The following is a 25,643-nucleotide window of genomic DNA, read 5'->3' on the forward strand; positions in this document are numbered from 1 at the left end:
GTTTTAGGAGCGCCGCCCGGCCACCTGCGCGAGCAGGCGGCGGCGTCGGCCGGCGTCGGCCGCGAGCTCGATCGCGGTCCAGGCCATGGCGAGGCCGCCGTCGAGGACGGCGCGGTCGGCCGCGGGGGTGGTGCCGTAGCGGGTGAACTCCGGGTTGTGCATGATCGCGTCGCCGCAGTCGTAGCCGATCATCGGGTGGATGGTCGGCACGAGGTGGGAGACGTTGCCCATGTCGGTGGAGCCGCCGCGCAGGCTCGGGTCACAGGCGGGGACGGTGCGGCCGAGGGCCTGGGCCGCGGCCCGGTACGCCTCGCCCATGGCGAGGTCCTGGCGCAGGTCGGCGTAGTCGTTGCCGACGGTCTCCAGGGCGAGTTCGGCGCCGGTGGCGAGGGCGCCGGCCTCGAAGCAGGCGCGGATCCTGGCCTTGAGTTCGGCCAGTTCCTCGCTGGTGCCTGCGCGGCAGTCGTACGTGGCGGTGGCCCGGCCGGGGATGACGTTGGCGGCCTCGCCGGCGGAGGTGACGACGCCGGAGACGACGGCGCCGGGGATCATCTGCTGGCGGTGGGCCGCGATGGCGACCTGAGCGATCATCAGGGCGTCGGCGGCGTTGACGCCGCGGTGCGGCATCGCGGCGGCGTGCGCGGTGACGCCGGTGTAGGTGACGTCGAGGCTGGTGATGGCGAGCGAGGTCATGCCGACGGCGTCCTGCGGGGCGGCGTGGACCATCATCGCGGCGGCCAGGTCGTCGAAGGCTCCGGCGTTCAGCAGGTCGACCTTGCCGCCGCCGGCCTCCTCGGCGGGGGTGCCGAGGAGCGCGACGGTGATGCCGAGGTCGTCGGCGAGCGGGGCGAGGGCGAGCGCGGCGGCGACTGCGGCGGCGCCGTTGACGTTGTGCCCGCAGGCATGGCCGATGCCGGGCAGGGCGTCGTACTCGGCGCAGATGCCGAGGACGAGTTCGCCGCTGCCGGCGGTGGCGCGGAACGCGGTCGGCAGCCCGTACGCCTCGCGGGTCACGTCGAAGCCTGCGCCCTCGACGAGGTCGGTGATGCGGCGGGCCGCCCGGTGCTCCTCGTAGGCGAGTTCGGGGTCGGCGTGCAGCGCGTGGCTGAGGCCGAGGATGGCCTCCTGTCGACGGGTGAGGGCGCGGCGGGCGTGCTCGCGCCCCCGTTCGGCGGTCGGTACGAGGGCGGGGGCGGGAGTGGCGGTGCTCATCGGGCGTCCTTGGCGGCGGGGCGGGCGGAGGGGGCGCGCAGGAGGAGCGCGGCGGCGGCGCCCGCGAGGGAGACGCCCGTGCACACGGTCCAGGAGGTGGTGTAGGCGCCGATGTCGGGGAGGGTGTGGCCGGCGGGGGTGCGGGCGGCGAAGACGGTCAGGACGGCGGCGGCGCCGAGCGAGCCGCCGACGTTGATGAGGAGCTCGTTGATGCCGGAGCCGACGGAGGTGCGGTCGTGGGGGACGGATTCGACGGCGAGGGTGCGGGTGGAGTGCTGGAGCAGTCCGGTGCCGAAGCCGGCGAGGGCGGTGCCGAACAGGAAGAGCGGCGCCGTGCCGTACGCGAGGAGGTCGATCCCGTAGCCGGCCGCCATCAGGAGCGAGCCGCCGACCAGGGTGCGACGGTCCGAGAGCCGGGCGGCCACGGCGGGGGCGGCGAGCGCCCCGACGGCCAGGGACAGGAGGTTGGGGAGCATCGCGAGGCCGATCGCGACCGGTCCGAGGCCGAAGCCGTAGCCGGTCTCGGCGCGGGAGGTGCCGAGGAAGACGGGGTGGGCGATCTGGAGGCCGAGCATGCAGAAGCTGAAGGTGAGCGTGGTGACGGAGACGACGACCACGTTGCGGCGCCGGAACATGCGCACGTCGATCATCGGCTCGTCGGTGCGCAGTTCGACGAGGACCCAGAGCGCGGTGACGAGCACGCCGACGACGAGGACGCCCAGGGTGCGGGCCGAGGTCCACTCCCAGCCCGGGGTACCCCCGAGGCCGAGCGCGAGCATCAGGGCGACGAGTCCGGCGCAGAGCAGCAGTCCGCCCGCCCAGTCGACGGTGCCGCCGGGCCGGTCGGCGGACTCGGGCAGGAAGGGCCAGGTGGCGGCGAGGGCGAGGGTGGCGCCGACCGCGGGGACCCAGAGGGCGGCGGTCGGGCTGTCGACCGAGGCCGCGACGAAGCCGCTGGCGAGCAGCCCCAGGGTGAGTCCGCCGACGAGTGCGGCGACCATGTAGCTGATGCCCCGGCGGCTCTCGGCGTCACCGCCGGCGCCAGCGCGGTTGCGCAGGATGCCGACGAGCAGCGGGAAGAAGCCGGCGATGGCGCCCTGCAGGATCTGCCCGGCGAGCAGGACCGGGAAGGAGCGGCTGAGCCCGACGAGCACCGAGCCGAGGATCACCAGGACGAGGTTCCAGCGGAGCATGCACCGGTGGCCGTACAGGTCGCCCATGCGGGAGAGCACGGGGGTGAAGGCGACGCTGGCCAGGAGGTTGGCGATGCTGATCCAGTTGAGGTCGGCGGCCGTGACGCCGAGCGTCTCGGTCAGCCCCTTGAGGAGCGGGGAGAGGAATCCCTGGGTGACGCCGCTGGAGAGCTCGACGAGGGCGACCGAGGCGATCACCACCGCGGTGGGGGTCGCACGGGGTGCGGGGTGTCTGTGGACGGGTGTGGTGCGGGTGCTGCCTGGGGAGAGGGTCATACGTACAACCTGTCCGGGAGAGCCGCGGGGATCGGCAGGAGTCGAGGGAGAGCGGAAGGCCGCCGGTGAACGCGTCGGGACGCGCACCACAATGTGGCGAGCGGGCCCCCCTTCGGGCAAGACTTGAAGGTCAACACGGCCGATTGCGGCAGCGGGGCGGGGTCGCGCGGTGGATTCCGGCAGGACCGGGGTCCTCGGTACGGGTTCGGGCGGACCCCGGGCCGGGCGGTGCGGCACCGGAAGGCGCGGCACGGCAGGGCACGGCAGGGCACGGCAGGGCACAGGAGGGCCGGGCACGCGGCAGGGCAGAACGGCACACCACGGCACAACAGGACATAGCAAGGCACGGCACGACGAGTCTCCGGGAGGAGCGATGGTGGACAGGACGACCCCGGGGCCGCGTGCCCCGCTGGTCCTCGACGAGCTGGACCATGCCGTGCTGCGGGTCCTGCACCGCTCCCCGAGGGCCGCGTTCGCCGATGTCGCGGCGACGGTGGGAGTGCACGAGCGGACCGTCGCGCGCCGTCTGGAGCGCATGACGGCGAGCGGGCGGGTCGCCTTCGTCGCGGCCCTGGTCCCGGAGTACCTGCACGAGGGCGTGACGGCCGAGCTGGCCGTACGGTGCGCCCCGGGCCGGGTGCACGAGGTGGCGCTCGCCCTCGCGGCGCTGGAGGAGGCCCGGTCCGTGGAGGTCGCCACCGGTGCGCTGGACGTGTTCGTCGAGGTGAACCTCCCCGATCACGGCGCGCTGCTCTCCCTGCTCGACTCGGGCGTGGGCCGCCTGGACGGCGTGGTGGACGTGCACTCGGCGCTGGTGCTGCGGCTGCTGCTCACGGCGAGCGACTGGGCGCCGTACGCCGACGCGCCGACCGAGGTGCGGCGGCACGCCGTGGAGGGCCGGGTGCTGCCGGAGCCCCCGGTGATCGACGAGCTGGACCGGCGGCTCGTCGAGCTGCTGCGCCGGGACGCCCGCATGTCGACGACCCGGCTCGCGCGCGAGCTGCGGACGGGCGAGACCACGGCCCGCCGGCGGCTGGCCCGGCTCATGGACTCGCACGTCCTGCACCTGCGGCTGCGGGCCGATCCGGCCGTGCTGGGATATCCGGTCGAGGCCCGGTTCCGGCTGGGTCTGCCGTACCGGGCGCTCGATCCGGCGATCCGGCTGCTGGCCCAGGAGCAGGCCGTCCGGCACCTCGTGGTGACCTCGGGGACGACGAATCTGCTGGGCTACTCCAGCCATCGGGACGTCCGTGACGTCCACGACTTCGCGGCCCGGGTCCTGGGCCGTCTGGACGGGGTGACGTCCACCGAGACGGCACTGCTGATGCGGACCTACAAGAGGGCCGGGTTCACGGCGGAGGGATGAGCCGGTGCCCCCGCGCGCGGGCCCGGCCCCGTAGACTCGCCGTCTTGTGGCCGCCCTCGGGGCCCCGGCACCGCCCGGCCGGCCACACGTGTACCTCCCCGCACGACTCCCCAGCACGCCCGAGAACGCCCGAGAACACCGAGGATGCGAACCCGATGAATCACGCGGACACCACCGCCCCCATCTACTCCGAACTGATACGCGAGCAGGGGGACGTGCCCGGTGACGTGCGCCGGACCGCCGAAGAGGTGCTGCGCGACCTCAGCCGTGTGATCCAGATGCCGCCGGCCGGAATGCCGCCCGCCGGGATGGCTCCGGCGGGGATGGCACCCACCGGGATGGCCCCGGCCGGGATGGCTCCGTCGCGTGCCCCGATGCAGCAGCCCATGCAGCAGCTGCCCCCGGGCGTCCAGCAGCTCCCCCCGGGCATGCCGCAGCTTCCGCAGGGTGTCCAGCAGCCGATGCAGCACCCCATGCAGTAGTCGGGGCGCGGTCATCGCCGTGCGGTGATCACGATGCCGCGATCGCGCCGCGGTGATCGCGGTGGACAGGGCAGTCGCAGGAGCCGAGGACCGTACGACGGAGGGGGCCGGAGTGACGACGGGGACGGACAGGGCGGCGGGGGCGGGGCGGCCCGGCCATGAGCGGGTGCGGCGCAGTTACGACACGGTGGCCGGCGAGTACCTCGCCCGCATCGGCGACGAGCTCGACGGCAAGCCGCTCGACCGGGCGCTGATCGGCGCGGTCGTGGAGCAGGCGGGCGAGGGCGCGGTGATCGCCGACCTCGGCTGCGGGCCGGGGCACGTGGCCGCCTGGATCGCCGGGCTGGACGGGGCCGGGAGCGTGGTGGGCGTGGACCTGTCCCCCGCCATGGTGGCCCTGGGCCGCGAGCGGCACCCCGAAGTCGAGTTCCGTGAGGGCGACCTGCTGGGGCTGCCGGCGGGCGACGGCGAGTTCGGGGCGGCCGTCGCGCTCTACTCGCTGATCCATCTCGCGCCCGGGGAGCTGGCCCCCGCCCTCACCGAGATCCGGCGCACGCTGCGGCCGGGCGGCCTGCTCCTGGTCTCCTTCCACATCGGCACCGAGGTGCGGACCCTGACCGAGTGGTGGGGGCACGACGTGGACGTCGACTTCCACTTCCTGCGGCCGGCCGACGTCGCCGAGGCGCTGCGCGGGGCCGGTTTCCGCATCGAGGCCGAGCTGGAGCGGGGTCCGTATCCACACGAGGCCGAGACCCGGCGGTGCTGCCTGCTGGCGCGCCGCGAGGACTGACGCCGACCCGGCTCCACGCGCTCCGAAGGCCCCGCGGCCCCACGGACACGCCTTGGTATACAAACCCGTGGTATACCAAACGGCGTCCCTTCGTCCCGCCGCCGCAGCCCAGGAGACCTCGCCGTGTCCTCACCGCACTCCGTCCCGTCCGCCGCTCCCGCCGCCCCCTCCTCGGTCTCGGCGACCGTCTTCCGGGACGTCCGCCCGTTCGGCGGGGCCGTGACCGAACTGGTCGCCGTGGACGGGGTCCTGGTCGACGCCGTACCGGAGGGCGCGGCGGTCGAGGTGGTCGAGGGCGGCGGCAGGATGGCACTGCCGACCCTGGTCGACGCGCACATCCACCCGGACAAGACCTCCTGGGGCGAGCCCTGGCACAGCCGGCGGGCGGCGGAGGGCATCGGGGAGTACGTCGAGGGCGACGTGGAGCTCGCCCGGGCGCTGCCCACCCCGGTGGGCGAGCGGGCGCTGCGGCTGATGGCGCACGCGGCGGCGCAGGGCACCCGGGCGATGCGGGCGCACGCGGACGTGGCCCCCGCCTTCGGGCTCGCGGGCCTGGAGGGGCTGGCCGAGGCGCGGGAGAAGCTGCGCGGGATCGTGGACGTGGAGCTGGTCGCGTTCCCGCAGCACGGGGTCGTCCGGACCCCCGGTGTCACCGCGCTCCTGGAGGAGGCGGCGGCGAGCGGGCTGATCACGCACGTCGGCGGGATCGACCCGGCCGGTTTCGACGCCGAGCGCGGCGCGGCCGACGGGGAGCAGCTCGGGACGGTGTTCGCGCTGGCGGAGCGCCACGGCCTCGGGCTCGACATCCATCTGCACGACCGGGGCGAGACCGGCCTGGCGCCGCTGCGGGACATCGCCGCGCGGACCCGGGCCCTCGGGCTCCAGGGCCGGGTGACCGTCTCGCACGCCTTCGCGGTCGCCCAGCTGTCCGGGCACGAGCTCGACGCGATGGCGGACGAGCTGTCCGGGGCCGGGGTCGCGCTCACCACGGTCGCCCTGTCGGCGGCCACGATCCTGCCGTTCCGGCGCCTGGCCGAGCGGGGGGTGCGGGTCGGGCTGGGGTCGGACGGCGTACGGGACAGCTGGAGCCCGTTCGGCAACGCGGACATGCTGCACCGGGCCTGGCTGGCCGGCTGGGCGCTGCGCGCGCGGCGCGACGAGGAGCTGGCGGCCTGCTTCGAGCTCGCCGCCCACGGGGGTGCCGAGCTCCTGGGCCTGGACCGGGCCGACCTGCGCCCGGGTGCGCCCGCCGACTTCATGCTGGTCGACGGCGAGTGCGTACCGCAGGCCGTGGTCGACGTGCCGCGCCGTGACCTGGTGGTCCGGGCGGGCCGGGTCGTGGCCCGCGACGGCGCCCTGGTCTGAGCCGTCCGCCCGGCCCCCGGCCCGCCCGGCCCGCCCGGCCCGCCCGTGGGGGCGCCGCCGGGGCCGGCCGGTCCCGGAGCCCCAGGGCGTGCCGCCGGGGCCCGTGGGCGCTCAGGAGCCGAGGGTCCGCCACAGGAAGGTGTGCTCAAGGGCGCTGTTGTGGGCGGTCTGCTCGTGGTCGGTGGCGCCCGCGTGGCCGCCGGCGAGGGTCTCGTGGAGCAGCACCCGGTGCCCGAGCTCCCGCAGCCGGGCGGCGGCCTTGCGGGCGTGCCCGGGGTGGACGCGGTCGTCCCGGGTCGAGGTGGTGAGCAGCACCGGCGGGTAGGGCCGGCCGGCTTCGAGACGGTGGTACGGGGAGAGCGCGGCCAGGTGCGGCCGGTCGGCCGGGTCGTCGGGGTCGCCGTACTCCGCGATCCAGCTGGCGCCGGCCAGCAGCGTGTGGAAGCGGAGCATGTCGAGCAGCGGGACGTGGCCGACGATCGCGCCGAACAGTTCGGGGCTGCGGACCAGCATCGCGCCCATGAGCAGGCCGCCGTTGCTGCCGCCGGTGATGCCGAGCCGGTCGGGGGTGGTGATGCCGCGCGCGACCAGGTCGCGGGCGACGGCCTCGAAGTCCTCGTAGGCGCGGGGCCGGTCGGCCTTGAGGGCGCTGCGGTGCCAGCGCGGCCCGTACTCGCCGCCGCCGCGGATGCCGGCGACGACGTACGTACCGCCGCGGGCGAGCCAGGCGCGGCCGCGCACGGAGTCGTACGAGGGGGTCAGGGAGATCTCGAAGCCGCCGTAGCCGGTGAGGAGGGTGGGGCCGGGGAGCTCGCCGTGGCGGCCGACGACGGTGTACGGGACGCGGGTGCCGTCGGCGGAGACCGCGAAGTACTGGCGGACGTCGAGGCCGGTGGCGTCGAAGCGCGCGGGGGCCTGCTTGATCAGCTCCCCCGGGCCGCCGATCTCGCCGCGGTGCAGGGAGGGCGGGACGAGGTGGCCGGTGACGGAGAGGAAGTACTCGTCGCCGGAGTCGGGGTCGGTGTCGGTGAGGCCGGCCGAGGTCAGCGGCGGGATGTCGGCGAGTTCCTGCCGCTTCCAGTCGCCCGGACCGGTGGGCGGGGTGAGGACGTACATCCGGCTGGCGACGTCCTGGAGGGTCTCGACGACGAGGTGGTTGCGGGTCCAGGAGTGGCCCGCGAGGGAGGTGCGCTCGTCGGGCGTGAACAGGACCTCGGGCTCCCGCCGTCCGGCCAGGAAGGCGTCGAGACGGAAGGCGAGGAGGGCGCCCGCGGGCTGTCCGAGCCAGGGCGCCTTGGGGGTGACGAGGAGCCATTCGCGGTGGACGGAGCTGTCGGCGTCGTCGGGGACCTCGATCCGGCGCAGCTCGCCGCCCTCGGTGACGAGGTGGGTCTCCTGGTGCCAGAAGTCCCGGTAGCGGGTGACGAAGTCGCGCGCGTACCCCTCGGTCGGGTCGTGCCAGGCGGACACCGCGAGGTCGGACTCGGCGCCCTCGTACACGAGCGCCGCCGCGTCGAGCGGGGTGCCGCGCCGCCAGCGGCGCACGGTGCGCGGGTAGCCGGAGGCGGTCATGGAGCCGGGGCCCTGGTCGGTGCCGACGTAGACGTGGTCCTCGTCGATCCAGCCGATGTCGGTCTTGGCCTCGGGCAGCCGGAAGCCGTCCTCGACGAAGGCCCGCTCCTCCAGGTCGTACTCCCGCACCACGACGGCGTCGCCGCCGCCGCGCGCCAGGCTCACGAGGGCGCGCCGGAAGGCGGGCCGCAGGACCTGTGCCCCGGCCCACGTCCAGTCCTCGCCCTCGGCGGCGGCCACCGCGTCGAGGTCGAGCAGGACGTCCCAGCGGGGCTCGTCGGCGCGGTACTCGTCCAGGGTGGTGCGGCGCCACACGCCGCGGGTGTGCTCGGCGCTCTGCCAGAAGTTGTAGAGGTGGTCGCCGCGCCTGCGGGTGTACGGGATGCGGTCGGGGGCGTCGAGCACCTCGCGCAGCTCGGCGACGAGGGCGCCGAAGGCCGCGCCGTCGGTGTCGGCGAGCTCCGCCTTGGTCTCGGCGTTCCGCTCGCGCACCCAGGCGAGCGCCCGCTCGCCCTCGACCTCCTCCAGCCACAGGTAGGGGTCGGTGCTGCCGGTGTCCGCGCTCGTCTCGGTCATGCCGACGATTGTGTACCACGCGCCCGGGAGCGCGCCGCCGCACCCCGGACCGGGGTGCGCCCCGTGCTCTCCTTCCCGCAGCACACCGCATTGGTTCGAATCCGGACCAATCACCGAGGCCCGCTACCGCAACACCTGAGCGTCCCCCGGAAGTTAACCAATCGATTACTGCACGGCCGTATACCTTTGGGTCTCGGTCCCCCATCCTGTCCTCGGCGCGCCACCGGGGCAGCCGAGTGACACGAGGGGCGGGGCATGCTTCCCATCAGCCGCAGAGGGTTCGTCGGGATCGGGGCGGGGCTCGCCGCCGGGGCCGCGTTGCCGGCCGGACGGGCCGCGGCCGCCGCCGGGGAGGCCGTCTCGGCCGCCGCGGCCGGGGCCACCGGGACCATCACCGACGTCAAGCACGTGGTGATCCTGATGCAGGAGAACCGCAGCTTCGACCACTACTTCGGGCGGCTGCGCGGCGTGCGTGGCTTCGGCGACCGGGCCGCGGGGAACATCCCGGGCGGCTGGGGCACCTTCAACCAGCCCAACTGGGGCGGCCGGCAGTACCCGTGGAAGCTCAGCTCCACTCCCCCGGCCGGTGGCGTCGACGGCGAGACCCTGGCCCAGTGCAACGGCGACCTCCCGCACAGCTGGTCCTCGCAGCACGCGGCCTGGAACAAGGGGCGCATGGACAACTGGGTCACCGGCGTCGGCAACACCCGCACCCTGGGCCACCTGGACCGCGGCGACATCCCGTTCCACTACGCGCTGGCCGACTCGTACACCATCTGCGACGCCTACTTCTGCTCGACGCTCAGCGCCACCGGCCCCAACCGCACCTTCCTGTGGAGCGGCAAGGTCGACCCGTCCAGCAAGGACGGCGGCGACGAGTCCGGGCTGACCTGGGAGACGTACGCGGAGGCCCTCCAGCGGGCCGGGATGAGCTGGAAGGTCTACCAGAACGCCCAGGACAACTACGGCGACAACGGGCTCGCGTACTTCAAGAGGTTCACCGACGCCAAGCCCGGCGACCCGCTGTACGACCGGGGCATGGGCTCGGTGCCCAAGGTCACCGGCTCGACCCCGGACGACATCGCCGCCGCGATCCGCGCGGACGTCGTCGCGGGGACGCTCCCACAGGTCTCCTGGGTGGTCGCCAACGAGGCGTTCTCCGAGCACCCCTACGCCCCGCCCGGTGACGGCGCGCACTTCGTGGACCTGGTGTACCGCGCGCTGGCCGCGAACCCCGAGGTCTTCGACTCGACCGTGCTGTTCCTCAACTACGACGAGAACGACGGCTTCTTCGACCACGTCCCGCCGCCGGTCGCGCCGCCCGGCACCGCCGGCGAGTACATCGACGGGGTGCCGATCGGCCTCGGCTTCCGCGTCCCGATGATCGTCATGTCGCCGTGGACCCGCGGCGGCTGGGTCAGCTCCGAGGTCTTCGACCACACCTCCGTGCTGCGCTTCATGGAGACCTGGACGGCGGCCCTCGGCACCCCGGCCGCCTGCCCCAACATCAGCGCCTGGCGGCGGAAGGTGGTGGGCGACCTGACCGGCGTCTTCGACTTCGCCAGTCCGGTGTACGGCGTCCCGGCGAACCTGCCGTCCACCGCGAAGGTCATCGGCCAGTCCACCTGCGGCCCGCTGCCCAACCCGGCCCCCCAGGACAACGCCCTGCCCCCGCAGGAGACGGGCACCCGCCCCGCGCGCGCCGTGCCCTACCAGGTGAACGGCAACCTGGACCGCTTCGAGTTCGGCGCCGCCGGGAAGATCCTCGCCTGGTTCTCCATGACCAACCAGGGCACCGAGGCGCGGCGCCCGGCGCACTTCTCGATCCACCCGCACCAGCACCGGGACACCGCCGCCTGGCAGTACACGGTCGACCCGGGCGGCACCGCCACCGACTACTTCAACATCGGGCTCGGCTCCGGCTCCGGGAAGTACGACATCTCGATGATGGGCCCGAACCGCTTCCTGCGCCGCTACATCGGCGACGCCTCCAAGGCGGGCAAGGACATCGAGGTGGCGGCCCGGTTCGCGACGGAGTCCGGCACCGGGAAGACCGCGATCTGGTTCAAGATGACCAACGCCTCGTCCTCCGCCGTGACCTTCACCGTCCGCCCCAACGCGTACCGCACGGACGGCCCCTGGACGTACACGGTCCCGGCGCACTCCTCCCGCGAGGACTACTTCAACGCGGTGGCGTACAGCGACGGCTGGTACGACTTCACCGTCCTGGCCGACTCCGACGGCACCTGGTCGCGGCGGTACACCGGCCACATCGAGACGGGGGCGCCCAGCGTCACCGGCTGACGGACCGAGGGCCCGGAGGCGGGTCCGGCCTCTGACGGCGGGCCCGGGATCCGCCGCCGGAGCCCGGTGTCAGAGGCCGACGATGAGCTGGATGCAGACGATCTTCACCAGGATGGCCAGGGCGAAGAGCGTCGCGTAGCCGGTGTTCACCCTGCTGTCGGAGACCCTGCTGTTCGCGTACGCCGTGATGGCGGGGTTTCCGACGTAGCCGGCCAGCAGCCCCATGGTCCGGGGGCGGCTCTGGCCCAGGAGCCGGGCCACCAGGACCATCAGGGCGTAGCTGAGGACGGCGCTCACCAGGAGGACGAGGAGCAGCTTCAGGCCGAAGACGGAGAAGGCGTCGCGGCGGAAGGCGTAGCCGGAGGTGAGCCCGACGCAGGCCAGGAAGACGAGCAGGCCGATCTGGCGCAGGGTCAGGTTGGCGCGGGTCGGCAGCACCCAGACCAGCGGGCCCGTGCGGCGCAGCCGGCCGAGGACCATCGCCATCACGAGGGGGCCCGCGGCGGTGCCGAGCGAGAGGGTGGTGGCGCCGAGGGTGATCTTGGGGATGCCGATGAGGAAGCCCGCGGCCAGGCCGAGGCCCATGCTGACGGCGCTGACCTCGCTCACCTTGGCCTCGGTGTCCCCGAGGTAGGCGGTGACCTCGGCGGTACGGGCGCGGGGCATGACCACGCGGACCCGGTCGTCGAGCTGGAGCACCAGGTCGTCGTGGGCGAGGAGGTCCTGGTCGCCGCGGCGGACCCGGGTGGCCATGGCCCCGTAGCCGTCGGCGAGGGCGAGCTCGCCGACGGTGCGCCCGGCCAGGTCGGGGTTGGTGAGCAGGATGCGGCGGTAGTCGACGGTGTCGCGGCGGTCGAGCAGGTGCTCGGCGTCCTCCTGGCCGAGTACGGCGACGCCCTCGGCGACGGCTTCGGGGCCGCCGACCAGGACGACCCGGTCACCGGGGGCGAGGGTGCCGATGCCGCGGGCGACCCGTGGGGAGGCGCCGACGGCCTGGTGGACGCTGGCGAGGAGCCGCCCGTCGGCGACGCCGGGGACCTCGCCCCACTTCTGGGCCCGGTCGACGGTCACGGTGCGGGTGATCAGCCGGTCGGGCAGGCCGGTGCCGGGGTCGCGGCGGGACGGCCAGGCCCGGACGGCGGCGATGGCCGAGACGAAGAGGATCGTGAGGACGACGGCGAGCGGGTAGCCGATGGCGTAACCGGTGGCCGGTTCCGTGGGCTGGGCCGAGGATGCCTGGGCCGCGGCGAGGCCGGGGGTGGTGGTGCCGATGCCGGCGTAGCCGCCGGCCAGGTAGCTGCCGGGGATGCCGAAGACCTTGTTGCCGAGGACGCCGACCACCACGGCGGTGACGACGAGCGCGACGACGGCTCCGATCATCACGCCGAGCTGCGGGCGCAGTTCGCGGAAGAAGGCGGGTCCGGCCTCCAGGCCGACCGTGTAGACGTACAGGGCGAGACCGAAGACGGCGAGCCCGGCGGGGACGGCCGGGCCGATGTCCGGGTCGAGGGCGCCGAGCAGCAGCCCGATGAACAGCACGCCCGCCGCGCCCAGTTTCACCGGCCCGAAGCGGACCATGCCGAAGAGGGAGCCGGCGGCGATGACGACGAACAGGGTGAACCAGGGGTTGTCCGCGAAGAACTGCCACATGATCCCACTCAGCCACAGGTCCGGCCCGGCCGCACCCGCACCCGTCGCCCGCCCGCTCGACACCCCGCCGTCCGCCGCCCGTTCCTCACCTGTTCATCACCCGATCAGCGGATATAAATGATTTCAGGATGGTGTGCACGGTTAGTCAGCCTTCAAGGGCCTTCGACGGCCAGGAACGTGGAAGGGCGGGCTGACACCGTGTCTCGACCGAGGATCCTCGTGGTGGGCGCCGGTTTCGCAGGGGTCGGGTGCGTGCGGCGCCTGGAACGGCGGCTGACGCCGAGGGAGGCGACGATCTCGCTCCTGTCGCCCTTCTCGTACCAGCTGTACCTGCCGCTGCTGCCGCAGGTCGCCTCCGGGGTGCTGACCCCTCAGTCGGTGGCGCTGTCGCTGCGCCGCAGCGAGCGGCACCGCACCCGGATCATCCCGGGCGGCGCGATCGGCGTCGACACGGCGGCGAAGATCTGCGTGGCGCGCACCATCTCCGGCGAACTGGTGACCGAGCCGTACGACCAGCTCGTCCTCGCCCCGGGCAGCGTCACCCGCACCTTCGACATCCCCGGGCTCGCCGAGCACGCCCGGGGCATGAAGACGCTCGCCGAGGCCGCGTACATCCGCGACCACGTGATCGCCCAGCTCGACCTCGCCGACGCCAGCCAGGACGAGGCCGAGCGGACGGCGCGGCTGCAGTTCGTGGTGGTCGGCGGCGGCTACGCGGGGACGGAGACGGCGGCCTGCCTCCAGTTGCTCACCCGCACCGCCGTCAAGCGCTATCCGCGTCTCGACCCCGGGCTCATCAAGTGGCACCTGGTCGACATCGCGCCCACGCTCATGCCCGAACTCGGCCCCAAGCTGGGCGGGGCCGCCCTGGAAGTGCTGCGCAAGCGCGGCATCGAGGTCTCCCTCGGGGTGTCGGTGGCCTCCGTGGACGACGAGAACGTGACCCTCACCGACGGGCGGGTGCTGCCCTGCCGCACCCTCATCTGGACGGCGGGCGTGGCCGCCAGCCCGCTCATCGGCACCCTGGGCGCCGAGACGCTGCGCGGGCGGTTGGTCGTCGGCTCGGACATGTCGGTGCCCGGCCTGGACGGGGTGTGGGGCCTGGGCGACGCGGCCGCGGTGCCGGACCTCGCCAAGGGCGAGGCCGACGCGGTCTGCCCGCCCACCGCCCAGCACGCGATGCGCCAGGGCAAGGCGCTGGCCGACAACCTCGTGGCGACCCTGCGGGGCGAGCGGACCCGCCCGTACGTCCACAAGGACCTGGGCCTGGTGGTGGACCTGGGTGGCCTGGACGGGGTGTCGAAGCCCCTCGGCGTCGAGCTGCACGGCATGCCGGCCCAGGCGGTGGCCCGCGCCTACCACTGGGCGGCGCTGCGCACGAACGTGGCGAAGACCCGGGTGATGACCAACTGGCTGCTCAACGCGCTGGCGGGCGACGACTTCGTCCGTACCGGCTTCCTGGCCTCGAAGTCCGGCACCCTGCGGGACTTCGAGTACACGGACGCCTATCTCACCCCGGAGCAGGTCCGCTCCCACACGGCCTCGCTGCGGGCCGCCGGTTCCTGAGCCGCCGCACCGGTCCGACCGGACTCGCTAGCCTGGCCGGATGGATTCCGTACTGGTCAGCGCCTGCCTGCGGGGCGTTCCGTGCCGTTACGACGCGCGCGACAAACCGTCCGCCGCGCTCGACGCGCGGCTCGCGGGCCGCGTCGTGGTCCCCTTCTGCCCGGAACGCGCGGGCGGACTGCCGACCCCGCGCAGGCCCGCCGAGCTGGTGGGCGGCGACGGGCACGACGTCCTGGACGGCACGGCGAAGGTCGTCGACGACCGGGGCGGGGACGTGACCGCGGAGTTCCTCTCCGGAGCCCGCCTCGCGCTCGCCCTGGCCCGGGAGACGGGCTGCGCGGAGGCGGTCCTGATGCCGCGCAGCCCCTCCTGCGGGCGGGGCCGGGTCTACGACGGGACGTTCGGCGGCGGTCTCGTACCGGGCGACGGCGTCACGGCGGCGCTCCTGGAGCGGCACGGCATCACGGTGACGGCCGCGCCGGGGGTCTGACACCACGCCCGCGCGCGGCTTCCGGTCCGCGCGCGGCTTCCGGTCCGCGTTCGGCTTCCGGTCCGCGTTCGGCTTCCGGCACCCCGTGCGCGCCCGACGCCCGGAGTCCGGCACCACATCCCGCACGGCTCCGTCCGGGCCCGCGGCTCAGAGGGCGATTCAGAGGGCGATCTCGCCCGCCGGGCCCATCACGATCACGGGCTCGCGGGCCGGGTCGAGGGCCCGGAGCAGCTCCGCCATGTGCTCGCGGGGCAGGGAGACGCAGGCCTGGGTGGGGCCGCCGTGGTCGACGTGGATCCAGACGCCGCCGCCCTTCTCGTCCCCCAGCGGGCGTTCCTTGTTCAGCGGGGTCGTCCCGGCGACGCGGTTGTAGTCGATGGCGACGACGTAGTCGAAGGAGCCCTCCAGGGGCTCGCCGAGGAAGCCGGTGCCCGACACCGCGAACTCCTCGTCCTGGTCGTACGGGATCCGCGCGCCCGGGTCGGGCAGGCGCCCGCCCGCGTCGCCGATCCGGAACACCCCGGTGGGCGAGCGCAGGTCGCCGGCCACGTGGGCGTCCGTCCAGCCGCGCAGGGCGTTGTGGCCGCGCCAGGGTCCGGCGACGGGGTGCCAGCGGCCGGCCGGGTCCCGCTCGTGGAGGACGGCGGTCACCACGTTGTCGTCGGCGCTCCCGCCGCTCACCACGAGCGCCTGGGTGGTGCCGTCGGGCACGCCGCTCTGCGTGACCGGGCCGACGCCGGGAATGCGCCCGGGCGTGCGGCGCTCCTGCCGCGGGACGGGGGGCGCCGGTTGCGGCCCGGCTCCCCCGTCCCGCCCGTCGTGCGCGTCCCGGGCGGAGGGTGCCGGGGGCGTCGGGGAGGCCGGGGAGCGGCCGGCGGTGCAGCCGGTCAGCACCAGGGCCGCGGACAGGGCACAGGTCAGCACCGTTGCGGTGCCCTTGCGGACGGGCATGGGTCGGCCACCTCCGAGGCTCGGGGCAATGCGGGGATCCGTACCCGGTCGGGTGCGGGCCTGTCGCGCGTCCCCGCCTCCTCACCCGTCCGGGTCAGGTGGCAAAGGAGTTGACGGGGCGGAACCCGCGCGGTTTCCTGCGGCCATGAACGATCTTCGTATCGAGACGGCCGGTCCCGTGGGCCCCGCCGGCTCCGCCGCCGGACTCGCGCTCCTGGAGGACTGGCGGCTGATCCACAACGCGATCATCCCCACCGCCCCGCTCTCCCCCGAGGACGTCCGCGAGCGCGCGGGCCGCAACCGGCTGGACGTCGCCTACGCGGACGGTGTCGCCGTCGGCTGCTCCACGGTGCGTCCGCCCGACGAGGAGACCCCCGCCGCCACGGTCATCGCCCGCGTCCTGCCCGGACACCGGGGCCAGGGGTACGGGACGGCGCTGTACGCGCGCGGTCTCGCCCACGCCCGGACGCTGAGCGACGAGGGCGTGGAGACCGTGGTGCTCGCCAGCAACACGGAGGGGCTGCGGTTCGCGCTGGCCCGGGGCTTCGTGGAGACCGAGCGGTACGTCCTGCCGGGCGACACCGTGCCGTTCGTGACGCTGCGGCTCGCCGACTAGCCCGACGGGCCCGACGGCGCCATCAGGCCCATCAGGCCCATCAGGCCCGTCGGGCCCGTCGGCTGCACCGCCCCTACGGGCACCACCAGCCCCGCAGGCCCTGCGCGCCCTGGTCGGCGACACCAGCCCCACCGGCCCCGCCGCCTCGATCGCAAAACGCTGGACGGGCCGGCCCGGGTGCGGCAGCATCGGGGGCATGATCAACGGAATCGAGTACGCCTCCGCCCGGTGAGCGCCCCGGACGAGCGCGAGACGCTCAGCTCCCGGCCCTCCATCCCTTCCTTCCCCTCCCGTCCCTCCCTCCACGCCTACGCCCGTGCCCGGCTCGACGCCGAGCCGGACGGGCGACTGCCCGCGGGCTGCTATCCGCTGCCGGAGTACGCCCGCCCCCCGGACGACGCCGGACCGGCCGCCGCCTCGCCGGACGACACGCCGCCGCTGACGCACCGTGAGGCCGTCGCCGCCGCCCAGGAGGCCCTGGGCCCGCTCCTCGGGTCGCCCGGCGCCGCCTCGGGCGCCGACCCGGTGACGGCCGCCGAGGCGGTCCGACGCCGGCTCGCCGAAGAGCCCGTCTGGGGCCGGGCGCTGGCCGCCGCCGTCGCCGACCTGCCCGTCGCCGACGAACCGGCCGCCCGCGCGATCGGCCGCCGACTGGCCCGTACGGCGCCAGACCTGACCTCCGCCCGCCTCGGCGTCCTGCTGCTGCAACGGTTCGGGGAACCGGCCGACGTGCCGTGCCTCCGGGTGCTCGGCCTGGTGCGGGGGCTCACCCGGCCCGCCGTACGCGCCCTGCGGCGCCTGGACGTCCGGGCCGCCGCCCTGCTCCACCTCACCCGCTACGCCGGCCGACCCGAGCTGCGCGCCCTCGCGGAGGCATTCGCCTCCGGCGACCGGCGGGCGGCGGCCACCGCCTTGATCGACGACCCGCTCGCCCTCGACACCGTCTCGCCGTCCCTGGCCCGGCTGCTCGCGGAGGGTGCGGACCTGGCCGGGCTGTTGCGCGCCGGGCGGGTCGCCCCGCGGCTCCTGGTGCAGGCGGGGCGGCTGCTCGTCCGGATGGCGAGCCAGCGGGACTACCGGACGGAGATACTCCGTTACCGGGACGCGGTGGAGGTCTTCGAGACCGTGGTCCGGCGGACCTGCGGGCTGCCGCCGACGGTGGAGCGCGCGGCGGTGCTGCTGTCGCTCGCCCAGGACGTGGACAGCGGCCCTTCCCACCTCCTGCCCTGGCGTCAGGGACAGCGCGAGCAGCTCCTGGACGCGCTGGGGGCGCTGCTCACCTCGCCCGGGTGGGCCGCACTCCCCGACCGGGCCGACGGGGCCGCGCCACCCGCTGTGCGGCACCGGGCGGCGTGGCTGCGCGGCGCGACGGAGCGCCTGTTCGCGCCTCGGCCGGTGGTGCCGGGGCGGTTGCGGATCGAGGTGGTCGCGTACGACCCCGTGGAACGGGAGCCGGTCGAGACGCGGTTCCTGATCGACGGGCGCCCCCTCGTCCCGGAGGCGTTCGGGCGCGGCCGGGGCCACTCCCCCGAGCATCTGTTCGACGGAGGCGACCTGGCCGCCACGGAGGAACCCCGCGAGGTGCGCCTCGCGGAGGCCTGGTGCACCGAGGGCTGCTGCGGGGCGCTGGCGGCGACCGTCGTGCGGGAGGGCGACGAGGTGGTGTGGCGGGACTGGAGGCTTCCGGCCCTGCTGCCCGACGGCTCGCCCGCGCCGTCGCTCCCCGCGTACCGCTTCGACGCCGCCGCGTACGACGCGGAGCTCGCCCGCGCGGTCCGTGCGGGCGGCTGGTCCTGGCCGGCCAGGGACACCGGGCGGCTGCTCGCCGCAGGGCTGCGCGCGCGGCCGGAGCTGCTGGCCCGCTGGGACGCGCGGCCGGTGCACACCGGGGTCGACACCCGCGACCCGTACACGACGGTGCTGTGGTTCGAGTACCGGCCGGGGACCTTCGAGGGCGAGGACGACGAGCGGGGGCCGTGGCTCCGGTTCGTCTGGCGGCTCCCCGACGACGGCACCGAGCCGCGCGAGCGGGCGGCGGCGGCCTTGCGCCGGCTCGCCGAGGAGGATCCGCGCGGGTACGCCGAGTGCCGAGAGGGCGGTCGCTGAGCGGCGGCTCCTCCCGGCCCGGCACCCGGATCTGAAAGACCGTCAGCAAACGGTGTCACGGCTCTGGGAACCTCGCATCCCCGGCGCTACCCTCCGCGCATGATTCCGACGGTGGTGTGGGGAACCGGAAATGTCGGGCGCGCGGCCATCCGTGCCGTCGCGGCCCATCCGGAGCTCGAACTCTCGGCCGTCCTCGTCGCCAACCCGGACAAGGTCGGCCGTGACGCCGGCCGGCTCGCCGGGCTCGGGCACGACCTGGGTGTCACCGCCCGGGACGACGTCGAGGCGGTCCTCGCGCAGGCACCGGGCGCCGTGGTGTACGCGGCCTCCGGCGACCTGCGCCCCGACGAGGCGCTCGCCGATGTCGTACGGGCGGTGCGCGCGGGCGCGGTGGTCGTCACGCCCGCGCTGTACCCGCTGTACGACCAGCGGGGCGCGCCCGACGAGTTCCGCGAGCCGGTGCTCGCGGCGGTCAAGGAGGGCGGCGGCTCGCTGTTCGCGTCCGGTGTCGACCCGGGCTGGGGCAACGACGTGCTGCCGCTGCTGGTCAGCGGGCTCGGCAGCACGGTGGACGCGATCCGCTGCCAGGAGATCTTCGACTACTCGACGTACGAGCAGGAGGAGTCGGTCCGCTACCTCGTCGGCATGGGGCAGCCCATGGAGTACGAGCCGCCGATGCTGCTGCCCTCGGTGCCCACGATGGTGTGGGGCGGGCAGCTGCGGCTGATGGCCCGGGCGCTCGGGGTCGAGCTGGACGAGATCCGCGAGACGCTCCAGCGGCGCCCCCTGGAGGCGACGGTGCGGACCCGGACGATGGGCGAGTTCGCGGCCGGCACGCAGGGCGCGGTGCGCTTCGAGGTGCAGGGCATCGTCGACGGCGAGCCGCGCCTGGTCATCGAGCACGTGACCCGGATCCACCCGGACTGCGCACCGGACTGGCCGGTCCCGCCGGACGGTTCGGGGGCGCACCGGGTCATCGTCGAGGGCCGGCCGCGGATCGAGGTCACGGTCGAGGCGACGGACGAGGGCGAGAACCGGTCCGCGGGCGGCAACGCCACCGCGGTGGGCCGTCTGGTGGGGGCGATCGACTGGCTCGTGGCGGCCGAGCCGGGACTGTACGACGCGCTGGACGTGCCGCTCAGGCCGGCGGTCGGGAGACTGGGAAGGAGACTGCGGTGATCATCGACATTCCCGAGGGGCAGGAGCCGATCGGGTACGTGTGGGGCGACATGGTGCCCGGGATCGGGATGGCGGCGGCGAACTTCTCGCTGTCCGTCTACGCGCACACGACGCTCGGACTGCGCGAGTTCGAGGCGGCGCGGCTGCGGATCGCGCAGATCAACGGGTGCCGGTTCTGTCTGGACTGGCGGACCGACCGGGACGGGGAGAAGGTCGAGGACACGTTCCCCGAGGCCGTCCTGGCCTGGCGGACGACGGACGCCTTCGACGAGCGCACCCGGCTCGCCGCGGAGTACGCGGAGCGGTACGCGCTGGACCACCACCACCTGGACGAGGAGTTCTGGGCGCGGATGACCGGCGCGTACAGCCAGGTGGAGATCGTGGAGCTGACGATGAGCCTGGGCTCGTGGCTGGCCTTCGGGCGGCTCAACCGGGTGCTGGGCCTCGACACGGTGTGCGTGCTGCCGACCCACTGAACGCCGAGGGGGCCGGCCGGGCGATCCGCCCGGCCGGCCCCCTCGCGTCCGGCCGCGTCACAGGTCGGTGGCGATGATCTTCTCGATGTTGCGTTCGGCGAGCGCGGTGATGGTGACGAACGGGTTGACGGTGGTGCTGCCCGGGATGAGGGCGCCGTCGATGACGTACAGGCCGTCGTAGCCGTGGAGGCGGCCGTAGTTGTCGGTGGCCTCGCCGAGGACGGCGCCGCCGAGCGGGTGGTACGTCAGGTGGTCGCCCCAGATCTTGTAGGCGCCGAAGAGGTCGGTGCGGTAGATCGTCCCCTCCTTGGAGTTGATCTTGTCGAAGATGGTCTTCGCCGCGTCGATGGAGGTCTGCTTCCAGGCCCGGTCCCAGTTGAGGTCGACTCTTCCGGTGGCCGCGTTCCAGCTGAACTCGGCGCGGTGCGGGGTCTTGGTGATGGAGAGGTAGAAGGACGCGTAGGTCTCGATGCCGGTGGGCAGCGGCGCGACCTCGGCGAAGGCACCGCCGGCGTCCCAGTTGTCGATGCCGGCGGTGGGCATCGAGGACTGCAGCTTCCCGGTGGGGTCCCACATGTGGTTGGCGCGCCCGCACATGACGTTGCCGTTGTCGCCCCAGTTCTTGCCGACCCGGTCGTTGAGGGCGGGCAGGGCTCCGGTGGCCTTGAGGCGGGTGAGGAGCTTGCTGGTGCCGACGCTGCCGGCGGCGAAGAACACCCGGTCGGCGGTGACCGTCTTGGTCTCGACGGTGTTCCCCGCGTTGTCGAGCCGCTCCATGACGACGGTGTAGCCGCCGCCGGTCGCGGGGGTGACGGTGGTGACCTTGTGCAGCGGGGAGATGCAGACCCGGCCGGTCTCGGCGGCCCGGGCCAGATACGACTTCTGGAGGCTCTTCTTGCCGTGGTTGTTGCCGTAGATGACCTCGCCCGTGAGCGCGGACTTGGGGACGGTGCCGATGGCCTCCTGCTTCATGTAGTCCCAGTCGTAGACGTTGGGCACGAAGACGAAGGGGAAGCCGGAGCGTTCGGCGTGCTTGCGGCCGACGCGCGCGTACTGGTAGCAGTCGGCGCTCTCCCACCAGGACCGGTCCACCTCGGTGACGCCCAGTCCGGCGTTGGCGCGCGGGTAGTAGGTTCCGTACATCTCGGCCGCGTCGACGGTGGGGAGGATGCCCGGGAACAGCTCCCGGCGCGGGGTGACGGCCATGCCGCCGTTGACGAGGGAACCGCCGCCGACGCCGCGGCCCTGGTAGACGGTGATGCCGGCGAAGTCCTCGGCGTCGAGGATGCCGGTGTAACAGGGGACGTCCTTGTCGAGCGGGAAGCCCAGGAAGTTGCTGAGGGGCTGCTTGGTCCGGGTGCGCAGCCAGTAGGAACGGTAGTCCGGCTTGGTGGTGTTGGCGAAGATGTTCCCGTCGGGTCCCGCGGTGTCCCAGGCCATGCCCATTTCGACCATGTGGACGTCGACCCCGGCGAGGGCGAGCCGGAGCGCGGCGACGGAGCCGCCGTAGCCGGTGCCGACGACGAGGGCGGGGACGTGGGCGCCGGGCGGGATCGACGTGGAGGCGGACGCGACCTCGGCGGCGCTCGCCGGGGTCGCGGCGCCGACCGCCGCGACCTGTCCGGCGAGGGCGAGACCGCCAAGAATAGAACTGGTTCCACTGACGAACCGGCGACGGCTGATGCCTCCGGAGGGGGAGGCCGGAACGGGTGTACCACTCACGTGACGTTCCTCACTCTTGAGCGAATGGGAACATGTTCTACTGGCGGGTTCCTGGGAAGTCACGAGAAACCGCCGGGTAACTTACGTCCGGAAACCGCCCCCATGATCACGGTCCGGTAAAGAACCCCACCCCGCCGCATCGAACGCGAGTACGGGGCTGATACATCTTCACCTCTGGTCGTCGCTCTGCCGCCTGTACGGACGCGGGGACGGCACCGGGGGGGATTTCACGCATATCGGGCTGCGACGTCAGCGCGCCGCGCCCGAGGAACTGCCTTGCCACCTCTCCTTCCCGGCTGCTCCCTGCCCGCTCGGCCGCGCGACGCGGAACGTGAAAGGGAGCGTGTGCATGGGCCGAACCGCCCGTGAGAAGGCATTCAGATGGGGTGCGGCCACCGTTGCCGCCCTGGCGGTCGCCACGGCCGTCGTCCCGGCCACCGCCGTCGCGGCGCCGGTCTCCGACGACCCGGGCCCGCAGCGGGTCGGCGCCGCGCCGAGGGTCCCGCAGGGCGCCGTCCGCACGGCCGACCCGGCCCCCGGCAAGGCGCTCGAACTGAGCGTCGTCCTGGAGCCCCGGGACGCGGACGCGCTGAAGCGCTTCGTCGCCGAGGTCTCCACGCCGGGATCGCCGCGCTACCGCCAGTACCTCGGTACCGGTGAGTTCGCGAAGGTCTTCGGCGCCGAGCCGGCGACGGTCGCGCGCGTGCGCGCCGAGCTGGAGGCGAAGGGTCTGACCGTCGGCGCGCTGGAGGCCGACGGCCTCACGCTGCCGGTGACGACGACCGTCGCGAAGGCGGGCGAGGCGTTCAGCACCCAGTTCGACGGCTACCGCCTGACGGACGGCACCACCGGTCTCGTCAACACCACCGCTCCCGCCCTCGACGGCCGGATCGCGGACGAGGTCCGCACGGTCGGCGGCCTGAGCACGCTGGGTTCGTACAAGCCGCTCAACACCGGCGCCAAGGCGAAGCCCCGCAAGAAGGGCGCCGAGGAAACCGGTGCGGCCCAGACCGGCCCCCAGCCGCGTCTGACCGGGACCACCCCGGCGATGTGCGGCGACATCTCGACGCTGTTCGCGACGGCGACCCCCGGCTACCCGGCGATGCTCGACACCCGGGACTACTGGGCGCCGCGCTCGCTGGCCACGCAGTACAACATGGCGAACCAGCCGAACGTGCAGACCGGCACCACCATCGCCGTCTACTCGCTCGAGAACTACGACGCCCGGGACAACGCCGAGTTCCAGCGCTGCTTCCGCACCAAGGTGCCGGTCACCTCGGTACGGGTCAACGGCGGCCCGAGCGGAGCCGCCACCGACGGCGTCGGCCTGGAGACCGCGCTGGACGTCCAGACCATCATCGGTCAGGCCCCGCAGTCCAAGATCCTGGTCTACCAGGGCAAGAACACCTGGAACGACGGCACGGCCGTCTACCGCCAGATCGTCAACGAGAACCGCGCCAAGGTCATCTCGGTCAGCTGGGGTCTGTGCGAACTGAACACGCCGACCTCGGCGCAGGACGCCGAGAACCTGATCTTCCAGCAGGCCGCGGCCCAGGGCCAGACCGTCGTCGTCGCCTCCGGTGACAACGGCTCGACCGGCTGCTTCGTCCCGGACGACAACGGCAACCCGACCTCGGGCGTTCCGAACCAGAACCAGCTCGCGGTCGACTTCCCGTCCGCCTCGCCGTACGTCCTCGCCGTCGGCGGCACCACGATGAAGGGCTCCGTCTCCGCGCAGACCACCTGGGTCGGCTCGGGCGGCGGCGTGTCCCGTCGTTACACCGTGCCCGCCGGCGGCTTCCAGTCCGCCGTCAGCGGTGCCGGCTACACCAACGCCTGCGCCACGGCGTCGGGCACCTGCCGTCAGGTCCCGGACGTCGCGGGCCTCGCCGACTACAACACGGGCTACCCGGTCGCCTACGGCGCCGGTCAGTACTGGAACATCATCGGCGGCACCAGCGGCGCCGCCCCGGTGTGGGCCGCGCTCATCGGCCAGGCCAACCAGGACCTCGCCTGCCAGGCCAACGGTGCCGTGGGCTACGTCCACCCGGCGCTGTACAAGCTGTCGGCGTCCGCCTTCCGCGACGTCACCACCGGCCACAACAACGTGACCCAGTCGGGCAACTACAGCGGCCTGTACAAGGCCGGCGCCGGTTACGACCTCGCCACCGGCCTCGGCGCGCCGAACGGGCGCGAGATAGTCGCCGGCCTGTGCAAGGCCGTGGCGCCCTCCCCGGCCGCCACGTTCAACGCGCTCACCCCGGCCCGTGTCCTCGACACGCGCTACGGCATCGGCCGCGCCGGCACCACTCCGGTCGCCGCGAACGGCACGGTCAAGCTGAAGGTGTCCGGCGTGGGCGGTGTCCCGGCGACCGGCGTGACCTCCGTGGTCATGAACGTCACCGCGGTCTCGCCGAGCGCGCCCGGCTTCCTCATCGCGTACCCGAGCGGCACCACCCGCCCGTCCTCGTCGAACATGAACTGGCTGAAGGGCCAGATCGTCCCGAACCTGGTGACCGTCCCGGTCGGCAAGGACGGCACGGTCTCCCTGTACAACGCCGGTGGCGGCACGACGCACTTCATCGCCGACATCTCGGGCTACTTCTCCACCGCGACCGGCGGCGGCACCTACCTGCCGACCGGCCCGGCCCGCATCCTCGACACCCGCTACGGCATCGGCCGCGCCGGCAACACGCCGGTCGACGGCAAGGGCACCGTCGCCCTGACCGTCGCGGGCAGCGGCGGCGTCCCGGCCACGGGCGCCACCTCCGTCGTGCTCAACGTGACGGCGACCGCGCCGAAGTCGACCGGTCACCTCATCGCGTACCCGGGCGGCGCGACCCGTCCGACCGCGTCGAACATCAACTGGCTGACCGGCCAGACCCGGCCGAACATGGTCGTCCTGCCGATCGGCCCCGACGGCACGGTGAACCTGTACAACGCCGGTCTCGGCTCCGTGCACTTCATCGCCGACGTCTTCGGCTACTACACGGCCGGCGCGGAGGGCGCGTCCTTCCACTCGGCCGGTCCGGCGCGTCTCCTCGACACCCGGTACGCCCTCGGCGCGGCCTCGGCCACCCCGATGAAGGGCGGCGTCACCCAGGTCCTGAACCTGAACGACGGCCACACCCTCGCGAACGCCAAGGCGGTCGTGCTCAACGTCACCGTCACGGCCCCGTCCTCGGGCGGCTTCCTGACGGTCTGGCCGGACGGCACCACGCTGCCCAACGCGTCCAACATCAACTGGACCGCCGGTCAGACGGTGGCCAACCTCGTGACCGTGCCCGTCGTCAACGGAAAGATCGACTTCCGTCCGAACGCCGGAAACGTGCACGTCATCGCCGACCTGTTCGGCTACTACTCCTGATCCCGGGAGCCCTCGGGCCCCGTCTTCCGCGCCTGGGCGCGGAGGGCGGGGCCCTTCCCGTTCCCGGAGAGCGTCGCCACCAGGACGCCCACGAGCACCGCCCAGGCGAGGGCGCCGGGTCCGGCGGCCCGCCAGCCGGGCACGGCGAGCAGCACCGCCGCCACGAGCCCGGCCGCCAGCGCGCGCCGGTCCCGGGTGAAGGCGAGCGTGCGCCGGGCGGTCCCGGGGGCGCGCAGCTCCCGGACGGCCAGGGCGCAGACCAGGGCGGCGGCCGCGACCGCCGCCGTCAGGAACATCGAGGTCACGTCCGCCTCCGAGCCGCGCGGGTCGTCCGTCGTCCGCCGGACGACCCCATCGTCTCCCGGCGGGCGGCGGTCCGCGCCC

Annotated in this window: 19 protein-coding genes; 12 read left to right on the forward strand and 7 right to left on the reverse strand. The window is 74.0% G+C overall.

Going from position 1 to position 25,643, the window contains the following annotated elements; genetic code table 11:
• Positions 1-3: 3 nt before the first annotated feature.
• Both AB0Q96_RS18300 and AB0Q96_RS18305 read right to left on the reverse strand, forming a co-directional pair.
• Positions 4-1,212: a M20 family metallopeptidase gene (locus AB0Q96_RS18300; protein ID WP_365326560.1), complete on the reverse strand. Its 1,209-nt coding sequence runs from the start codon at positions 1,210-1,212 to the stop codon at positions 4-6.
• Positions 1,209-2,681 carry an MFS transporter gene (locus AB0Q96_RS18305; protein ID WP_365326562.1) on the reverse strand — a complete coding sequence of 491 codons (1,473 nt, stop codon included), beginning with the start codon at positions 2,679-2,681 and terminating at the stop codon, positions 1,209-1,211. The genes AB0Q96_RS18300 and AB0Q96_RS18305 overlap by 4 nt, the downstream gene beginning before the upstream one ends.
• Positions 2,682-3,054: 373 nt before the next feature.
• Between AB0Q96_RS18305 and AB0Q96_RS18310 the strand changes: the two genes are divergently transcribed.
• The 4 genes from AB0Q96_RS18310 to AB0Q96_RS18325 all read left to right on the forward strand — a co-directional run bounded on the left by AB0Q96_RS18310 (position 3,055) and on the right by AB0Q96_RS18325 (position 6,684).
• Complete coding sequence (locus AB0Q96_RS18310) at positions 3,055-4,047, forward strand: Lrp/AsnC family transcriptional regulator (protein WP_365326563.1); 993 nt, start codon at positions 3,055-3,057, stop codon at positions 4,045-4,047.
• A gap of 155 nt (positions 4,048-4,202) precedes the next feature.
• Entirely contained in the window at positions 4,203-4,529 is a 327-nt protein-coding gene (locus AB0Q96_RS18315) for a hypothetical protein (RefSeq protein WP_365326566.1), read from the forward strand.
• Between the two features lie 112 nt (positions 4,530-4,641).
• Positions 4,642-5,319 (forward strand): class I SAM-dependent methyltransferase, encoded by a 678-nt coding sequence (locus AB0Q96_RS18320; RefSeq protein WP_365326567.1) that lies wholly within the window; start codon positions 4,642-4,644, stop codon positions 5,317-5,319.
• A gap of 123 nt (positions 5,320-5,442) precedes the next feature.
• Positions 5,443-6,684, forward strand: a complete 1,242-nt coding sequence (locus tag AB0Q96_RS18325; RefSeq protein WP_365326569.1) for an amidohydrolase — start codon at positions 5,443-5,445, stop codon at positions 6,682-6,684.
• A 111-nt stretch (positions 6,685-6,795) separates the two neighbouring features.
• Here the strand turns inward: AB0Q96_RS18325 and AB0Q96_RS18330 are convergent, their stop codons facing one another.
• A complete protein-coding gene (locus AB0Q96_RS18330; protein WP_365326571.1) occupies positions 6,796-8,832 on the reverse strand; it encodes a prolyl oligopeptidase family serine peptidase in 2,037 nt (678 codons plus the stop codon).
• Positions 8,833-9,087: 255 nt separating this feature from the next.
• Here AB0Q96_RS18330 and AB0Q96_RS18335 point away from each other — a divergent pair, with 255 nt between their 5' ends.
• Positions 9,088-11,136 (forward strand): phosphocholine-specific phospholipase C, encoded by a 2,049-nt coding sequence (locus AB0Q96_RS18335; RefSeq protein WP_365326573.1) that lies wholly within the window; start codon positions 9,088-9,090, stop codon positions 11,134-11,136.
• Between the two features lie 69 nt (positions 11,137-11,205).
• On the opposite strand, the gene AB0Q96_RS18340 is transcribed toward AB0Q96_RS18335, so the two are convergent.
• Positions 11,206-12,786: a TrkA C-terminal domain-containing protein gene (locus AB0Q96_RS18340; protein ID WP_365326575.1), complete on the reverse strand. Its 1,581-nt coding sequence runs from the start codon at positions 12,784-12,786 to the stop codon at positions 11,206-11,208.
• 198 nt (positions 12,787-12,984) lie between these two features.
• Here AB0Q96_RS18340 and AB0Q96_RS18345 point away from each other — a divergent pair, with 198 nt between their 5' ends.
• Positions 12,985-14,352 carry an NAD(P)/FAD-dependent oxidoreductase gene (locus AB0Q96_RS18345; RefSeq protein WP_365326577.1) on the forward strand — a complete coding sequence of 456 codons (1,368 nt, stop codon included), beginning with the start codon at positions 12,985-12,987 and terminating at the stop codon, positions 14,350-14,352.
• A 40-nt stretch (positions 14,353-14,392) separates the two neighbouring features.
• The gene (locus tag AB0Q96_RS18350; protein WP_365326579.1) at positions 14,393-14,842 is read left to right on the forward strand and encodes a DUF523 domain-containing protein; all 450 of its coding nucleotides are present in this window, start codon (positions 14,393-14,395) and stop codon (positions 14,840-14,842) included.
• Between the two features lie 159 nt (positions 14,843-15,001).
• Here the strand turns inward: AB0Q96_RS18350 and AB0Q96_RS18355 are convergent, their stop codons facing one another.
• The gene (locus AB0Q96_RS18355; protein ID WP_365326581.1) at positions 15,002-15,793 is read right to left on the reverse strand and encodes a L,D-transpeptidase family protein; all 792 of its coding nucleotides are present in this window, start codon (positions 15,791-15,793) and stop codon (positions 15,002-15,004) included.
• 145 nt (positions 15,794-15,938) lie between these two features.
• Here AB0Q96_RS18355 and AB0Q96_RS18360 point away from each other — a divergent pair, with 145 nt between their 5' ends.
• The 4 genes from AB0Q96_RS18360 to AB0Q96_RS18375 all read left to right on the forward strand — a co-directional run bounded on the left by AB0Q96_RS18360 (position 15,939) and on the right by AB0Q96_RS18375 (position 20,170).
• Positions 15,939-16,409: a GNAT family N-acetyltransferase gene (locus AB0Q96_RS18360; protein WP_365326583.1), complete on the forward strand. Its 471-nt coding sequence runs from the start codon at positions 15,939-15,941 to the stop codon at positions 16,407-16,409.
• A 228-nt stretch (positions 16,410-16,637) separates the two neighbouring features.
• Positions 16,638-18,515 carry a hypothetical protein gene (locus AB0Q96_RS18365; protein ID WP_365326584.1) on the forward strand — a complete coding sequence of 626 codons (1,878 nt, stop codon included), beginning with the start codon at positions 16,638-16,640 and terminating at the stop codon, positions 18,513-18,515.
• Between the two features lie 99 nt (positions 18,516-18,614).
• On the forward strand, positions 18,615-19,694 hold the full coding sequence (locus AB0Q96_RS18370; RefSeq protein ID WP_365326586.1) for a dihydrodipicolinate reductase: 1,080 nt from the start codon (positions 18,615-18,617) through the stop codon (positions 19,692-19,694).
• Complete coding sequence (locus AB0Q96_RS18375) at positions 19,691-20,170, forward strand: carboxymuconolactone decarboxylase family protein (protein WP_365326588.1); 480 nt, start codon at positions 19,691-19,693, stop codon at positions 20,168-20,170. The genes AB0Q96_RS18370 and AB0Q96_RS18375 overlap by 4 nt, the downstream gene beginning before the upstream one ends.
• Positions 20,171-20,227: 57 nt before the next feature.
• On the opposite strand, the gene AB0Q96_RS18380 is transcribed toward AB0Q96_RS18375, so the two are convergent.
• Entirely contained in the window at positions 20,228-21,892 is a 1,665-nt protein-coding gene (locus tag AB0Q96_RS18380; protein WP_365326590.1) for a GMC oxidoreductase, read from the reverse strand.
• A 349-nt stretch (positions 21,893-22,241) separates the two neighbouring features.
• Between AB0Q96_RS18380 and AB0Q96_RS18385 the strand changes: the two genes are divergently transcribed.
• Complete coding sequence (locus AB0Q96_RS18385) at positions 22,242-25,259, forward strand: protease pro-enzyme activation domain-containing protein (protein WP_365326592.1); 3,018 nt, start codon at positions 22,242-22,244, stop codon at positions 25,257-25,259.
• On the opposite strand, the gene AB0Q96_RS18390 is transcribed toward AB0Q96_RS18385, so the two are convergent.
• Positions 25,250-25,564, reverse strand: a complete 315-nt coding sequence (locus AB0Q96_RS18390) for a hypothetical protein (protein ID WP_365326594.1) — start codon at positions 25,562-25,564, stop codon at positions 25,250-25,252. The genes AB0Q96_RS18385 and AB0Q96_RS18390 overlap by 10 nt on opposite strands.
• Positions 25,565-25,643: the final 79 nt, after the last annotated feature.

It is taken from the genome of Streptomyces sp. NPDC093111 (assembly GCF_040683955.1).
Lineage (GTDB): Bacteria > Actinomycetota > Actinomycetes > Streptomycetales > Streptomycetaceae > Streptomyces.

Bases quoted from the DNA above. Each gene is read 5' to 3' on its own strand.
- AB0Q96_RS18300 (WP_365326560.1), bottom strand. From the start codon at position 1,212: ATGAGCACCGCCACTCCCGCCCCCGCCCTCGTACCGACCGCCGAACGG.
- AB0Q96_RS18305 (WP_365326562.1), bottom strand. From the start codon at position 2,681: ATGACCCTCTCCCCAGGCAGCACCCGCACCACACCCGTCCACAGACAC.
- AB0Q96_RS18310 (WP_365326563.1), top strand. From the start codon at position 3,055: ATGGTGGACAGGACGACCCCGGGGCCGCGTGCCCCGCTGGTCCTCGAC.
- AB0Q96_RS18315 (WP_365326566.1), top strand. From the start codon at position 4,203: ATGAATCACGCGGACACCACCGCCCCCATCTACTCCGAACTGATACGC.
- AB0Q96_RS18330 (WP_365326571.1), bottom strand. From the start codon at position 8,832: ATGACCGAGACGAGCGCGGACACCGGCAGCACCGACCCCTACCTGTGG.
- AB0Q96_RS18335 (WP_365326573.1), top strand. From the start codon at position 9,088: ATGCTTCCCATCAGCCGCAGAGGGTTCGTCGGGATCGGGGCGGGGCTC.
- AB0Q96_RS18340 (WP_365326575.1), bottom strand. From the start codon at position 12,786: ATGTGGCAGTTCTTCGCGGACAACCCCTGGTTCACCCTGTTCGTCGTC.
- AB0Q96_RS18350 (WP_365326579.1), top strand. From the start codon at position 14,393: ATGGATTCCGTACTGGTCAGCGCCTGCCTGCGGGGCGTTCCGTGCCGT.
- AB0Q96_RS18355 (WP_365326581.1), bottom strand. From the start codon at position 15,793: ATGCCCGTCCGCAAGGGCACCGCAACGGTGCTGACCTGTGCCCTGTCC.
- AB0Q96_RS18360 (WP_365326583.1), top strand. From the start codon at position 15,939: ATGAACGATCTTCGTATCGAGACGGCCGGTCCCGTGGGCCCCGCCGGC.
- AB0Q96_RS18370 (WP_365326586.1), top strand. From the start codon at position 18,615: ATGATTCCGACGGTGGTGTGGGGAACCGGAAATGTCGGGCGCGCGGCC.
- AB0Q96_RS18385 (WP_365326592.1), top strand. From the start codon at position 22,242: ATGGGCCGAACCGCCCGTGAGAAGGCATTCAGATGGGGTGCGGCCACC.